11 protein-coding genes are annotated in these 14653 nt (G+C 67.2%); 5 read left to right on the top strand and 6 right to left on the bottom strand.

The window, feature by feature from the left end:
• Window positions 1-37: 37 nt before the first annotated feature.
• Genes A5724_RS12850 through A5724_RS12860 form a run of 3 tightly spaced genes read left to right on the top strand, consistent with a single transcriptional unit; the run spans window position 38 to window position 2720 of the window.
• Window positions 38-406 carry a bifunctional 3-phenylpropionate/cinnamic acid dioxygenase ferredoxin subunit gene (locus tag A5724_RS12850; RefSeq protein WP_067801760.1) on the top strand — a complete coding sequence of 123 codons (369 nt, stop codon included), beginning with the start codon at window positions 38-40 and terminating at the stop codon, window positions 404-406.
• Complete coding sequence (locus A5724_RS12855) at window positions 403-1572, top strand: NAD(P)/FAD-dependent oxidoreductase (RefSeq protein ID WP_067801762.1); 1170 nt, start codon at window positions 403-405, stop codon at window positions 1570-1572. The genes A5724_RS12850 and A5724_RS12855 overlap by 4 nt, the downstream gene beginning before the upstream one ends.
• Before the next feature lie 26 nt (window positions 1573-1598).
• Complete coding sequence (locus A5724_RS12860) at window positions 1599-2720, top strand: aromatic ring-hydroxylating dioxygenase subunit alpha (protein ID WP_067801765.1); 1122 nt, start codon at window positions 1599-1601, stop codon at window positions 2718-2720.
• An 8-nt stretch (window positions 2721-2728) separates the two neighbouring features.
• Here A5724_RS12860 and A5724_RS12865 read toward each other — a convergent pair whose 3' ends face one another.
• Complete coding sequence (locus A5724_RS12865; protein WP_197518634.1) at window positions 2729-3508, bottom strand: IclR family transcriptional regulator; 780 nt, start codon at window positions 3506-3508, stop codon at window positions 2729-2731.
• Window positions 3509-3606: 98 nt separating this feature from the next.
• On the opposite strand from A5724_RS12865, the gene betA reads away from it, so the two are divergent.
• On the top strand, window positions 3607-5310 hold the full coding sequence (gene betA, locus A5724_RS12870; protein ID WP_067801767.1) for a choline dehydrogenase: 1704 nt from the start codon (window positions 3607-3609) through the stop codon (window positions 5308-5310).
• Entirely contained in the window at window positions 5310-7766 is a 2457-nt protein-coding gene (locus A5724_RS12875) for an FAD-dependent oxidoreductase (protein ID WP_067801768.1), read from the top strand. The genes betA and A5724_RS12875 overlap by 1 nt, the downstream gene beginning before the upstream one ends.
• A 36-nt stretch (window positions 7767-7802) precedes the next feature.
• On the opposite strand, the gene A5724_RS12880 is transcribed toward A5724_RS12875, so the two are convergent.
• The 5 genes from A5724_RS12880 to A5724_RS12900 are packed head-to-tail and all read right to left on the bottom strand — an operon-like array spanning window position 7803 to window position 14650.
• The gene (locus A5724_RS12880) at window positions 7803-8888 is read right to left on the bottom strand and encodes an S-(hydroxymethyl)mycothiol dehydrogenase (protein ID WP_067801771.1); all 1086 of its coding nucleotides are present in this window, start codon (window positions 8886-8888) and stop codon (window positions 7803-7805) included.
• A gap of 33 nt (window positions 8889-8921) precedes the next feature.
• The gene (locus A5724_RS12885) at window positions 8922-10967 is read right to left on the bottom strand and encodes an NADH:flavin oxidoreductase (RefSeq protein WP_067801774.1); all 2046 of its coding nucleotides are present in this window, start codon (window positions 10965-10967) and stop codon (window positions 8922-8924) included.
• On the bottom strand, window positions 10964-11542 hold the full coding sequence (locus A5724_RS12890; RefSeq protein ID WP_067801777.1) for a sarcosine oxidase subunit gamma: 579 nt from the start codon (window positions 11540-11542) through the stop codon (window positions 10964-10966). The genes A5724_RS12885 and A5724_RS12890 overlap by 4 nt, the downstream gene beginning before the upstream one ends.
• Window positions 11535-14375, bottom strand: coding sequence for a 2Fe-2S iron-sulfur cluster-binding protein (locus A5724_RS12895; RefSeq protein WP_067801779.1), 2841 nt, complete (start codon window positions 14373-14375; stop codon window positions 11535-11537). Before A5724_RS12895 ends, A5724_RS12890 begins: the two co-directional genes overlap by 8 nt.
• A complete protein-coding gene (locus A5724_RS12900) occupies window positions 14372-14650 on the bottom strand; it encodes a sarcosine oxidase subunit delta (protein ID WP_067801781.1) in 279 nt (92 codons plus the stop codon). The genes A5724_RS12895 and A5724_RS12900 overlap by 4 nt, the downstream gene beginning before the upstream one ends.
• Window positions 14651-14653 lie beyond the last annotated feature (3 nt).

A 14653-nucleotide genomic window follows, 5' to 3' on the forward strand; every position in this document is an offset into this window, starting at 1 on the left:
TTCATAATCCGCTACAACAATCCATTCGAAGGAGGTCATGGTCGTGCTGGAAATCTGCCCGCTCGCGGCCCTGCCTCGCGGTGAGGCGCGCAGGGTCGAAGCGGACCCGCCGATCGCGGTCTTCCACACCGACGACGGTGAGGTGTTCGCGATCGACGACACCTGCACGCATCAGGACGCGTCTCTGGCCGACGGCTGGCTCGAGGGCTGCGAGATCGAATGCCCCTTGCACGCTTCACGTTTCAACCTGCGCACCGGCCAGGTCGACGAACCACCTGCGAAGCTTCCAGTGCGAACGCACGAGGTGGTCATCGTCGACGGCGTGATCAACGTCGTCCTCGACGATGCGCCGCCCAACCTCCCTCCCGGTGTCACCACGCGCGCCGCCGGCGAGGCGACGCAGTGAAAAGCGTTGCGGTCATTGGCGCCTCGCTGGCGGGGCTGTCGGCGGCCAGGGCGCTGCGGGCCCAGGGTTTCGACGGTGAACTGACGGTCGTCGGCGGCGAAGACCGGCGGCCGTACGACCGTCCCCCGCTGTCGAAGGAATTCCTCGCCGGTGACATCGGCGAGGACACCCTGGCCCTCGAAGCCGACGACGACGACCTGCAGGCCGACTGGCTGCTCGGCGCGCACGCCACAAGGCTCGACCCGGTCGCAGGCGCGGTGCACCTCGACAACGGCGCCGTGGTCCACGCCGACGGCATCGTCATCGCGACGGGCGCGCGCGCCCGCACCTGGCCGGGCGCCGAGCACCTCGCCGGCGTGCACGTGCTGCGGACCATCGACGACGCCGTCGCGCTGCGCGTCGACCTGCATCCCGGCGCCCGCCTCGTGGTGATCGGCGCCGGCTTCATCGGAGCCGAAGTCGCTTCCACCGCAGCTAAATTGGGTCTCGACGTGACCGTGGTCGAGGCGGCGTTGGCGCCGCTGGCCGGTCCCCTTGGCGTGCAACTGGGCGCCGCGGTGGCACGGCTGCACACCGAACATGGCACCCGGTTGTTGTGCGGTGCGCCGGTGGCCGGTCTGATCGGCACGGATCGGGTGACGGCCGTCGAACTGGCCGACGGGCGCCGAGTGGCCGCCGACGTCGTGGTTGTCGGCATCGGCGCGATACCCAACGTCGAGTGGCTGCGCGACAGCGGACTAGAACTGGGCAACGGAGTTGTGTGCGACGCGGGCGGGGCGACGTCGCTGCCCAACGTCGTTGCGGTCGGCGACTGTGCGGCCTGGCACGAGCCCGCCGTCGGATTTCCGCACCGCGTCGAACACTGGACGGGTGCGCTGGAGCGGCCCGCTGTCGCGGTCGCCACCCTGCTCGCGGGCGGGCAGCACAACGGCAGGCCAGTCAAACCTCCCTATTTCTGGTCCGACCAGTACGGCCACCGCATTCAGTTCGCCGGCATCGCCCATTCCGGCGACGAGATCGGCTTCGAGGTCGGCTCCGTGCGCGACGCCAGCTTCCTCGCCGTGTACCGCCGCGGCGGCGAACCGGTCGCCGTGCTCGGTGTCGACCAGCCCAAGTTGTTCACCAGATGGCGTCGCCAGCTGGCCTTCGTTCCCGTTCCAGCCTGACTTTTCTTTTCGCAGAGAGGATTTCGATGACGACCGTCGGACTGCCGCAGAGCTTGATCTCGACGCTGCCCGGCAGCTACTACACCGACCCGACGATCTTCGCGATGGAGCAGGCACAGATCTTCGAGTCGATGTGGTTCTGCGCGGTGCGCTCGGCGGACCTCGACAAGCCGGGCGCGTTCAAGACCGTCCAGGTCGGCACCGAAAGCGTGCTGATAACGCGGTCGCGCACCGGCGAGGTGCGCGCCTTCTTCAACGTCTGCAGGCACCGCGGCGCCCAACTGTGCACCGAAGACAGCGGCGAGGCCAAGCGCGCTTTTCAATGTCCCTACCACGCTTGGACTTACGATTTCGACGGCAAGCTGGTGGCCGCGCCGAACCTGACCAAGATGCCGGATATCGATCGGGTCGAGTACGGGCTTCGCCGCATCGCGGTCCAGGAATGGCTGGGCTATGTGTGGGTGTGTCTCGCCGACACCCCGCCGTCGTTCGACAAGACGGTCCGCAAGGACGTCAGCGACCGCCTTGGCAGCATCGAGTTGATCGACCACTACGACATCGCCAACTTGAGTATCGGTCGCCGGATCGTCTACGACGTCAAGGCCAACTGGAAGCTCATCATCGAGAACTTCATGGAGTGCTACCACTGCGCCACCATCCACCCCGAACTCACCGAGGTGTTGCCGGAGTTCGCTGACGGGCTCGCAGTGCAGTACCACGTCGGCCACGGCGCCGAATTCGGAGAAAACATCGAGGGATTCACGATCGACGGTTCGGCCGGACTGGACCAGATCCCCACGGTCGCGCAGGAGCAGGACCGGCGCTACTACGCGATCACGATCAAGCCGCAGGTGTTCGTCAACCTGGTGCCCGACCATGTCATCCTGCACCGGATGTTCCCGATGGCCGCCGACCGCACCGTCGTCGAATGCGACTGGCTGTATCTGCCGGGGGTAGTCGAATCCGGCAAGGACGTCAGCCGCTCGGTCGAATTGTTCCACCGGGTCAACGAGCAGGACTTCGCCGCCTGCGAGCGTTGCCAACCGGCGATGAGCTCACGCACCTACCGCGACGGCGGCGTGCTGGTGCCCAGCGAGCATCACATCGGCGAGTTCCACAACTGGGTGCAGGCGAAGCTCACCAAATGACCGCCGTGTCAGTCCAGATGACCCATCCGGTTGCTGATCGCCGCGGCAGCGGCGACGACGTCCGGGGTCACTTCCCGCAGCCGTTCTTCGGTGAACCGGTAGACCGGACCGGAGACAGACAGCGCCGCGATCACCCCGCCGGTGTGGTCGCGCACCGGCGCGGCGATGGCGTTCAGCCCCTCCTCGAGTTCTTCCAGAGACGACGCGTGTCCGTCGCTGGCGGCGGCCTCGACCTGGTCCTCGAGTTGCCGCTGCGACGTGATCGTGTGGGCGGTGAGGCGGGCAAGTCCCGCGGCGGACAACACCTTTCGGCGCTCATCGGGTGGCATGTAGGCCAACAGGACCTTGCCGCTCGACGTGGCGTGCAGCGGCGTCAGCTCACCGACCCAGTTGTGAGTGGCGACCGCGCTCGGCCCTCGGACTTGGTCGATGTTGACCACGAACTGCGAACGCCGCACCGCGATGTTGACGGTCTCGCCGAGTTGGGCGGCGAGCTGCTCGCAGATGGGGCGGGCCTGGTGGGTGATGTCCAGTTGACCGGGCACCGCGCTGGCCAACCGCAGGATGCCGAAGCCGAGGCGGTACTTACCGCGCTCTTGGGTCTGCTCGACCAGTTCGCGTTCCTCGAGTGCGGCGAGCAACCGGAACGCGGTCGACTTGTGCACGCCGATATCGGCGGCGACCTCGCTGACGCCGGCTTCGCCCCGCTGAGCCAGGATTTCGAGCACGCTGATGGCACGGTCGACGGACTGCACGCCGCCTGCGCTCTCGCCCCGGTCGTTGCCCATAGCGCAACTATACGAGACGTGGTTGCACATAGAGGAACTTGATGCGTATCACGCTTCTTTGCTACTAGCCTTTACCCAGGATTCGCAGGAGGACAGCGATGGCCGGAAAAGTTTCCACACGGTATGACTTCGTAATCGTCGGCGGCGGATCGGCAGGCTGCGCGCTGGCCAACCGCCTCTCGGCCGACCCGGCCAACAAGGTCCTGGTGCTCGAGGCTGGGCGCAACGATTCGTTGTGGGACGTGTTCGTGCATATGCCCGCGGCGCTGCCGTTCCCGATCGGAAGCCGCTTCTACGACTGGAAATACGAGTCCGAACCCGAACCTCACATGCACGGCCGCCGCATCTACCATGCCCGCGGCAAGGTGCTCGGCGGGTCCAGCAGCATCAACGGGATGATCTTCCAGCGCGGGAATCCGATGGACTACGAACGTTGGGGCGCCGATCCCGGCATGGGCGACTGGGACTTCGCCCACTGCCTGCCGTACTTCAATCGGATGGAGAACTGTCTGGCCGCAACGCCGGACGACCCGTATCGCGGTCATGACGGTCCGCTGGCGCTGGAGCGCGGACCCGCCACCAACCCGCTGTTCGAGGCGTTCTTCACCGCGGGCGAACAAGCGGGGTATCCCCGCACCGACGACGTAAACGGTTACCGTCAAGAGGGTTTCGCGAAGTTCGACCGCAATATCCGCAACGGCCGCCGGCTGTCGGCCGCTCGCGCGTATCTGCATCCGGTGATGAACCGGCCGAACCTTGACGTCCTCACCAGGGCCTTCGTCGAACGCGTCGTGTTCGACGGCAAGCGCGCGGTCGGCGTCGAATATCGACGCGGTCGCGGCGAGGCCCAGCGTGTCAACGCAGGCCAGGTCGTCTTGTGCGGCGGCGCCATCAATAGCCCGCAACTGCTGCAACTGTCCGGGATCGGTAACGCGGCCGAACTGGAGGCCCTCGGCGTCGACGTGGTCCACGACCTGCCCGGGGTCGGTGAAAACCTGCAGGACCACCTCGAGGTGTACATCCAGTACGCCTGCAAGCAACCGGTGACCATGCAGAAGTACTTGAAGTGGCGCTACCGGCCGTGGATCGGCGCCAACTGGTTGTTCCTGCACCGCGGGCCCGGCGCCACAAACCATTTCGAGGGCGGCGGCTTCGTCCGAAGCAACAACGAGGTCGCGTACCCGAATCTGATGTTCCACTTCCTGCCGATCGCCGTGCGCTACGACGGTTCCCAGCCCGAGGGCGGCGAGGGCTATCAGGTGCACGTCGGCCCGATGTACTCCGACGCCCGCGGCAGCCTGAAGATCGTCAGCCGCGACCCGAAAGTCCACCCGGCACTGCGGTTCAACTACCTGTCCACCGAACAGGACCGCCGCGAGTGGGTGGAGGCGGTCCGGGTCGCCCGAAACATTCTCAATCAGCCCGCGATGGCGCCGTTCAACGGTGGCGAGACCTCGCCAGGCCCGAGCGTCGAGACCGACGAGGAGATCCTCGACTGGGTGGCGCGTGACGCCGAGACCGCGCTGCACCCGTCCTGCACCGCCAAGATGGGCACCGACGCGATGTCCGTCACCGACCCGCAGACCATGGGCGTGCACGGCATCGAAGGCCTGAAAGTCGTTGACGCATCGGTGCTGCCGTACGTCACCAACGGCAACATCTACGCCCCGGTGATGATGGTCGCGGAGAAGGCGGCCGATCTTATCCTCGGCAACACGCCGCTGGCACCCGCGACAGTGCCGTTCTACCGGCACCAGCCCAAGCAGCAGCCCAGCGACTCGGAAACCGTCAGCCGCAGCTGATGAACACTCCGCGTGTCGTGATAATCGGCGCGGGCATCGTCGGCGCCAATCTCGCCGACGAACTCACCGCCAGGGGGTGGAACCGGGTCACCGTACTGGATCAGGGTCCGCTGCCGCTCACCGGAGGATCCTCGTCGCACGCACCGGGTCTGGTCTTTCAGACGAATGCGTCGAAGGCGATGACCGACTTCGCCAGGTACACCGTCGAGAAGTTCGCCGCAATGGACCTCGACGGTCAGTGGTGCTTCAACCAGGTCGGCGGCCTCGAGGTGGCGACGACGCCGGAGCGCCTCGCCGAACTGCATCGCAGGCAGGGCTGGGCCATCTCGTGGGGCGTCGAGGGCAGGGTGCTCGATCCCGCCGAATGCGTGCGGGTCCATCCCCTGCTCGATGAGTCGAAAATCCTCGGCGGGCTGTATGTTCCGACCGACGGTCTGGCCAAGGCACCCCGCGTCGTTGCGGCACTCGTCCGGCGTGCCCAGGCGCGCGGCGCAGAGTTCCGCGGGTCGATCAAGGTGACGGGCGTCGAACACAGCGGCGGCCACGTCACCGGTGTCGCGACGTCGGACGGCACCGTCGACGCCGACATCGTGGTGTCGTGCGCGGGGTTTTGGGGACGCGAGATCGGTGCGATGGCCGGCATGGCCGTTCCGCTGCTGCCCCTGGCGCACCAGTACGTCAAGACCGACCAGATCCCGCAGTTGGTGGGCCGCAACACCGAGGCCGCGGAGGCAGGCCTGCCGATCCTGCGTCATCAGGACCAGGATCTGTATTTCCGAGAACTCGTCGACTGTCTCGGCATCGGGTCCTACGCGCATCGCCCGATGCCGGTGGATTTGCGTGACCTCACCGACTCCGCCGACGTTTCCGCGTCGAGCATGCCGTCGATGTTGCCGTTCACCGATGAGGATTTCGCCGAACCCTGGGAGCAGTGCAAGCGGCTACTCCCCTGCCTGGAGCAGGCCAAGGTCGACAGCGGGTTCAACGGCATCTTCTCGTTCACACCGGACGGCGGCCCGCTGATCGGCGAATCGTCCGACGTCTCCGGGTTTTGGATCGCCGAAGCCGTCTGGGTGACGCACTCCGCCGGTGTCGCGCGCGCGGTCGCGCAACTGTTGGCCGACGGGCGCAGCGACACCGATGTGCACACCTGCGATGTGCACCGGTTCGAAGACGTTCAACTGTCGGCCGATTACGTCGACGAGACGTCGCAACAGAACTTCGTCGAGGTCTACGACATCCTGCACCCGCTTCAGCCCCGCATGTCGCCGCGCAATCTGCGGGTCAGCCCGTTCTACGTCAGGCAACAGGAGCTTGGCGCGTTCTTCCTGGAGAACGGCGGCTGGGAGCGGCCGCATTGGTATGAGGCCAATGCCGCGCTGCTGCAACAGCTTCCGCCGGAATGGACGCCGCCCGCCCGCGACGCCTGGTCGGGTCAGTTCTGGTCGCCGATCGCGGCGGCCGAGGCCTGGCGCACCCGCACCTCGGTCGCGATATACGACATGACGCCGCTCAAGCGACTCGAGATCGCCGGGCGTGGCGCGCTTGCGCTGCTGCAGCGGTTGACCACCGGCAAGATGGACAAGTCCATCGGTTCGGTGACATACACCCTTCTCCTCGACGACGCAGGCGGCGTCCGCAGCGACCTCACCGTGGCCCGGTTGGCCGAGGACCGGTTCCAGGTCGGAGCCAACGGCAACATCGATCTGGACTACTTCCGCCGGTTGGCCGACGACGGCGTCCAGGTCCGCGACATCACCGGCGCCACCTGCTGCATCGGGCTGTGGGGTCCGCGTGCCCGCGATGTCGTCTCGGCGCTGAGCCATGACGACTTCTCGAACGCTGGCTTCAAGTACTTCCGCACGAAATCCGTTTGGATCGCCGGCATTCCGGTCACCGCCATGCGACTGTCCTACGTCGGCGAGTTGGGCTGGGAGCTCTACACGAGCGCCGAGTACGGGCTGCGCCTGTGGGACGTGCTGTGCGCGGAGGGTCGCAAGCACGACGTGATCGCCGCGGGACGCGCCGCCTTCAACAGCCTGCGCATCGAGAAGGGCTACCGGGCCTGGGGCACCGATATGACCACCGAGCACAACCCGTACGAGGCCGGTCTCGGCTTCGCGGTGTCACCCAACAAATCCGACTTCGTCGGATACGCTGCCCTGCAGGGTGTTTCGGATGCGGCGATCGAGCGTCGGCTGAGGACCGTGACCGTCGACGACGGTGTATCGGTCGTGATGGGCAGCGAGCCGGTGTTTCTCGACGGCAAGCCGGTCGGATACGTCACCAGCGCCGCGTTCGGCCACACCGTCGGCGCGCCGGTGGCGTACGCGTGGCTGCCAGCTTCCGCGACGGAAGGCACTCGCATCGAAATCCAGTACTTCGACCGGCGCATCGCGGCCACCGTCGCCGCCGAACCGCTGGTCGACCCGGAGATGACGCGGGTCCGGTCCTAGCCGAGACTACGGTGTCGGCGCAATAAGGCGCGGCGCTCAGAGCACGACCACCGACCGCAGCACTTCGCCGCGGTGCATCGTCGCGAATGCGTCCTCGACCTGGTCCAGCTTGATGCGCTCGCTGACGAACTTGTCCAGCGGCAGCCTGCCCTGCTGGTAGAGATCCACCAGCGCCGGGAAGTCACGCTCGGGCAGGCAGTCGCCGTACCATGACGACTTCAACACCCCACCGCGGGAGAAGAAGTCGATCAGCGGCATCTCCAGCGTCATGTCCGGTGTCGGCACACCCACCAGCACCACCGTGCCCGCCAGATCTCGCGCATAGAAGGCCTGCTTCCAGGTCTCCGGACGACCGACCGCGTCGACGACGACGTCGGCGCCGAAGCCGTCGGTCAGTTCCTGCACCGCCTCAACGGCGTCGACCTTCGACGCGTCGACCGTGTGGGTGGCGCCCAATTCGATTGCCATCTGCAGCTTCTTGGGATCGCGGTCGATCGCGATGATCGGTGACGCGCCGGCCAATCGCGCACCGGCGATCGCGGCGTCGCCGACACCGCCGCAGCCGATCACCGCGACAGAGTCGCCGCGCGACACGTTGCCGGTGTTCACCGCCGCGCCGAGACCGGCCATCACGCCGCAGCCGAGCAGGCCGACGACCGCGGGGTCGGCGTTCGGGTCGACCTTCGTGCACTGTCCCTCGTGCACAAGGGTTTTGTCCGCGAACGCGCCGATGCCCAGCGCCGGTGTCAACGCGGTGCCGTCGGTCAGCGTCATCGGCGCGCTCGCGTTGAAGGTGTCGAAGCAGTACCACGGCCTGCCCCGCTTGCAGGCCCGGCAGTTGCCGCACACCGCCCGCCAGTTCAGCACGACGAAGTCGCCGACCTCCACGTGCGTGACGGCGCTACCGGTCGATTCGACGACGCCCGCCGCCTCATGGCCGAGCAGGAACGGGAACTCGTCATTGATGCCGCCCTCGCGATACGTCAGGTCGGTGTGGCACACCCCGCATGCCTGGATGCGCACGACCACGTCGTTCGGACCGGGATCGGGGATGACGATGTCGACCAGTTCGACCGGGGCGCCCTTGCTGCGCGCAATGACACCCTGAACCTGCTGTGGCATGTGATGACCTTTCTGGATTGTGGTGAACGTTGCTTACAGGGCGAGGCACAACCGGTACGCGTCGTACACCGCCGCGTGGATGTTGCGGCTCGCCACGGCGTCGCCGATGCGGAACAGCTGATAGCTGCCGTCCGGATTACGTTGAACTGTCTGCGGATTGAGGTCGAGCAGCGCCTGCTGGTCCACCTCGCCGAGGTTCGACGAACCGGGCACCAGCGAGAAGTACAACTCGTCCGACGGCAGCGTGCCGTGCTCGACGACCACCTGGTCGACCATGCGCTGCCGAGTGACGTGGGCGTACTCGTTGTACAGATCCACTTCCAACCTGCCGTCCTTGCGCCGCACCGCGGTCACCCGCTCGTTGAGCGTCACGCGGACGTCGTGTTCGGCGAACACCTTGAAGTAGCCGGGATAGTTGACCCCGCCGACGTCAGGCGCCAACGTCCGCTCCGGCGTGACGAATTCGATGTTCGCACCCGCCCGAGCCAGTACCTCGGCGGCGTCGAGACCGGGATGCTGGCCGTTGTCGTCGAACAGCAGCACGTCGCCCTTGACGCGGAACGCACCGCTGAGCACATCCCAACCATCGGAGACCAGTTGTGCGCCCTCGGTAAGGAATTCGGTGTTCGGCACGCCGCCGGTCGCCACCACCACCAGATCGGGATCCTCGGCGAGCACGTCGTCGGCCTCAGCGTAGGTGTTGAACCGGATGTCGACGTCGAGGTGTTTGCACTCGGCCAGTCGCCAGTCCACGATGCCGATGAGGTCGCGCCGCCGCGGCGACGACGACGCGAGCCGGATCTGCCCACCCGCGGCGTCGCTGGCCTCCATCACCACCACCTGATGTCCGCGCAACCCGAGCACCCGCGCCGCCTCCAGGCCCGCAGGCCCGGCGCCGACGACGACGGCCTTGCGCGGCGTACCCGTCGCGGGCGGCACGTGGTGCGGCAACCGGTCCTCCCGACCCGTCGCCGGGTTGTGAATGCACTTGGCGTCGCGGGCCTGGTAGATCTCGTCGAGGCAGAGGCTGGCGCCGACACAGGGTCGGATCCGGTCCTCTTCCCCCGCCTGGATTTTCGCGACGATGTGCGGATCGGCGATATGCGCGCGGGTCATCCCGACCAGGTCGAGCAGACCGTCGCGGACGGCGTGCCTTGCGGTGGCCACGTCGTTGATCCGGGACGCGTGCATCACCGGAACACCGACCTGACGCTTGATCTCGCCGGCGAACTCCAGATGCGGCGCCACCGGCGTGCCCATCGGCGGGATCACCCGCGACAGCGCCTCGTCGCTGCCCATGTATCCGCGGATGATGCTGATGAAATCGACGCCCTCGGCGACCACCTGGTGCGCGATCGCGAGCGCCTCCTCGCGGGCGAGGCCGCCCGGCATCTCCTCGTCGAAGGACATCCGGATGCCGACGGCGAAGTCGGGCCCCGCCGCCTCGCGCACCGCGCGAATCACCCGCAGCGGGAACCGCATCCGGGCTTCGAGGCTGCCGCCGAACTCGTCGTCGCGGTGGTTGGTCAGCGGCGACCAGAACGCGTCGAGCAGGTGGGTGTAGGCCTCGATCTCGACGCCGTCGAGGCCGGCCTCGCGGCAGCGGGAGGTGGCGTCGGCGTAGGCCCGCACGATGCGGTCCATATCCCACTCCTCGGCCACCTTCGGGAAGGCCCGGTGCGCGGGCTCCCGCAGCGGCGACGGGTACACCACCGGCAGCCAGTCGCCGTCGTAGTTGCTGGTGCGGCGGCCCAGATGGGTGATCTGACACATCAGCGCGGTGCCGTGCTCGTGCACGCCGTAGGCGAGTTCGCGTAGCCACGGCACGATTTCGTCCTTGTAGACGTGCAGGTTGCCGAATGCGGCCGGGCTGTCGGGCGCGACGACCGCGGACCCGCCCATCATCGTCAACCCGATGCCGCCCTTGGCCTTCTCCTCGTGGTAGAGGCGGTAGCGCGTCTTGGGCATGCCGTCCTCGGTGTAGGACGGTTCGTGCGAGGTGCTGACCACCCGGTTGCGCAGCGTGAGACTCTTCAGCTCGAAGGGCTGCATCAACGGGTCGATGAGCTGACGTGTCATAGTGAGTACTCCTGGGCGGCGTCGAGTAACCAGTCGGCGAGATAGCGGGCGAACGACGAGCGGACCAGGACGCGGTAGTCGGTACCGCTGCCGTCGACAGCGAGCAGAATGATCCCGGTGCGTCCGAGCGTGGTCTGCACGGCCGCTTCTTCGCCGAACTTCGTGGGATGCAGGTCGATGGCGCAACCCTTGTTCAGGACGTCGCGGCTGTGCCTGCCACGCAGCCGCAGCGTGGTGCGTTGCGCGGAGACGTCGACGGCGGTGCCACCGTGGGGTGCGAGGGCTTCACGCAGCCGGGCCTCCGGATCGGGGCCTGCCAATTGAGTGCCGGTCACCAACCATTCGTCAGGGCCGAGCCAGATCACCGTGGTGTCAGCGCTTTTGGCGTAGCTGGACGCAGCCGTCGGCGGTTCGATTCCGAGCACTCCGGCCACGGCATCGGTACCCGAAGCGTCGACGCTCAGTTCGACCATCGTGACGAACGGTTCCTCGGTGATCGACACCGATTCGGTCAATTCGGCGAACCGTCCCGCCCACGGCTGTAGTGGGCTGGTGCGTTGCAGGGTGTCAGCCATCGCGTCGCGCTCCTTCCGGGTCGACCAATACAGAACCGGTGACTTCGACGGGGATCAGCGCTCCGTCGACGGGCACATGCAGCGTCTCGCCGATGCGGGACTGGCCCGCTTTGACCAGCGCCAGCGCGAAGGTGCGGCCGAGTTCGGCGCTGCGGTAACTGGAGGTGACGTGGCCAAGCATCGGCACCGGCGGCGGTGGAAGCACGTCGCCGTCGCAGAACTCGACGATCTGCGAGCCCTCGGGCAGCCTGCTGACCCGGTCGACCGGCAACAGCCCGACGAGTTGTTTACGCGACGGATTCTGGTTCTCCGCCCTGCTGAACGAGCGCTTGCCGATGAAGTCGGGCTTCTTCTTCGAGACCGCCCAGGCCATCCCGAGATCGTGCGGGGTGACCGTGCCGTCGGTGTCCTGCCCGATGATCGGATAGCCCTTCTCCGCGCGCAACACATGCATGGTCTCGGTGCCGTACGGCGTGATGCCGTACGGAGCGCCCGCCGCGATCAACCGCTCCCACACCGCGGGTGCGTGCCACCAGTCGACGTTGACCTCGTAGGCCAGTTCACCGGAGAAGCTGACCCGGCCCAACCGCACCGGCACCCCGGCTAGACTCGTCGACCGCCACGTCATGAACGGGAAGGCCTCGTTGCTGACGTCGACGTCCCCGAAAACCGCGCCGATCACGTCCCGTGACCGCGGGCCGACCACCGGGAAGGTCGCCCAGTGATCCGTCACCGAGGCCAGCGACACCTGCATGTGCGGCCATTCCGTCTGCAGCCACTCCTCCATCCAGTCAAGGATTTTCGCGGCCCCGCCGGTGGTGGTGTACACCAGGAACCGGTCCTCGGCCAGCCGCATCACAGTGCCGTCGTCGATCACCATTCCGTCGACGCCGCACATCACGCCGTAGCGGATAGCGCCGACCTTCAGGCTGCTCATCAGGTTGGTGTAAATGCGGTCGAGCAGTTCGGCGGCATCGCGGCCGGACACGTCGATCTTGCCCAGCGTCGAGCCGTCGAGAATGCCGACACTTGTTCGCACGGCAGCACATTCGCGTAGCACCGCGTCGTCCATCTCCTCGCCGGGTTGCGGGTAATACCGCGGACGCTTCCACTGTCCGACGTCCTCGAACACCGCACCGTTGGCGACATGCCAGTCGTGCAGCGCCGTGGTGCGCTCCGGGTCGAACAACGCGCCCCGGTCGCGGCCCGCCAACGCGGCGAATGCGACCGGCGTGTAGGGCGGCCGAAAGGTGGTGGTGCCCAACTTCTCGATCGGCACGCCGAGTAGTTCGGCGGTGATACCGGAGGCGATCACACCCGACGTCTTGCCCTGGTCGTGCGCCGTGCCGATGGTGGTGTAGCGCTTGATATGTTCCACCGAGCGCATCCCGGCGCCCACTGCCCGCGCGACGTCGGCGACGGTGGCGTCGCGCTGGATGTCGACGAACTGGTCCTGCTCACGTCCCGGCACCCGCCACAACACCAGACCGGCGCCTGCGGCGACCTCCGAATCCTCGGGCAGCGGATCCTGCGCTGGCACACCAAGTGCGGCGGCCGCCGAGTCCTGCCCCCCGCGCAGGCAACCCGCCAGATCCATCACGCCGTTGGCCGCACCCGCGACGCTGACCCCGTCGAGGTGCTCGGCGGGAACGAAGCCACCGAGCGCCGCGTCGTACCGCAGCACGCCGCGTGCCTGGCTGAACAGATGCACCGCCGGGTTCCAGCCGCCACTGACCAACAGCGTGTCGCACGAAACCGTCTCGGCGGTAGCGGTATTCGTCCCGTCGAAGTCGGCGACCATGGCGTCGGTGATGCGGTCGTCACCACGGGTGCCGGTGACGACGGCGCCTGTCCGCAGCGGAATGCCTCTGCGGTCACACTCGTTGCGCAGCGTCTCGGGCACCCGGGCGCGCGCGTCGACGACCATCTGGATCTGCACACCGGCGTCGGCAAGGTCGAACGCGGCGGCATAGGCACTATCGTTGGTGGTGAACACCACCGTGGTATGCCCGACCAACACGCCGTAGCGGTGCAGGAAGGTTCTCGCGCTGTGCGCCAACATGATTCCGGGCAGGTCGTTGTCGGCGAACACCACCGGCCGCTCGTGCGCACCGGTCGCGATAAGCACGTGCGCGGCGCGGATACGCCACACCCGTTGGCGTGAGATACCGGCAGGCGCGGCGGCACCGAGATGATCGGTGCGCCGCTCGAGGGCAAGGACGAAGCCGTCGTCGTAGTGCCCGAATGCGGTGGTGCGCTGCAGGTGTCGCACCTCGGGATAGGTCGCCAACTCCTCGACGGCGGCGCGCACCCAGTCGAGCGCGTCGACGCCGCCGATCCGGTCGGTGCTGCCAAGCAGCGACCCGCCGGCCTCGGACTGCTCGTCGACCAGCACGACCCGGGCGCCGGAGCGCGCCGCGGTCAGCGCCGCGCTCAGACCGGCGGGCCCCGCGCCGACGATCAGCACGTCGGCGTGCGCGTGCATCGCGTCGTAGCGCGCGGAGTCGGCGATGTCGGCCAGCCTGCCCTGTCCTGGCAGCCCACGGGCGGCCAGTCCGTCATAGAGTTCGACCGTCGAGGCCAGCAGCATGGGCTCGGGGAACGGCGCCTCAATCTGCACCAGCCCCCCGGTGTCCTCGGCCCAGGCCGCTGAGATACCGCGCGGGCGGCCGAGTTTGACGCTGGTCGCGATCTTGTGCACACCATTGGCGAGCAGTGCCGAGGCCAGCGTGTCACCGGGGTGCCCGGTGTAGGTGCGACCGTCGAAGGTGAATTCGTACCGGCCGGCGCGGTCGATACGGCCCCCCTTGGCGGTGCGGAACGGCGCGGTCATGAGATCACCGGCTTCGAATCGTCGATGCGGTAAACAGTCTCGAAGCGATAGGTTGCGGTGTCGCGCACGGCGTTGAACCATCGTCTGCATCCGGCGCTGTGCACCCAGCGCTCGGCGAACTTCCCCTTGGGGTTGGCGCGGAAGAACACGTAGTGCGCCCACTGCTCGTCGGTCAACGCGTACGGATCCTCGGGGTAGGCGACGTGCGCCTGCCCGCCGTAATGGAATTCGGTCTCTTCGCGCGGCCCGCAGTACGGACATTCGATGAGTTGCATTGC

It is taken from the genome of Mycobacterium sp. ACS1612 (assembly GCF_001667505.1).
Taxonomy (GTDB): Bacteria; Actinomycetota; Actinomycetes; order Mycobacteriales; family Mycobacteriaceae; genus Mycobacterium.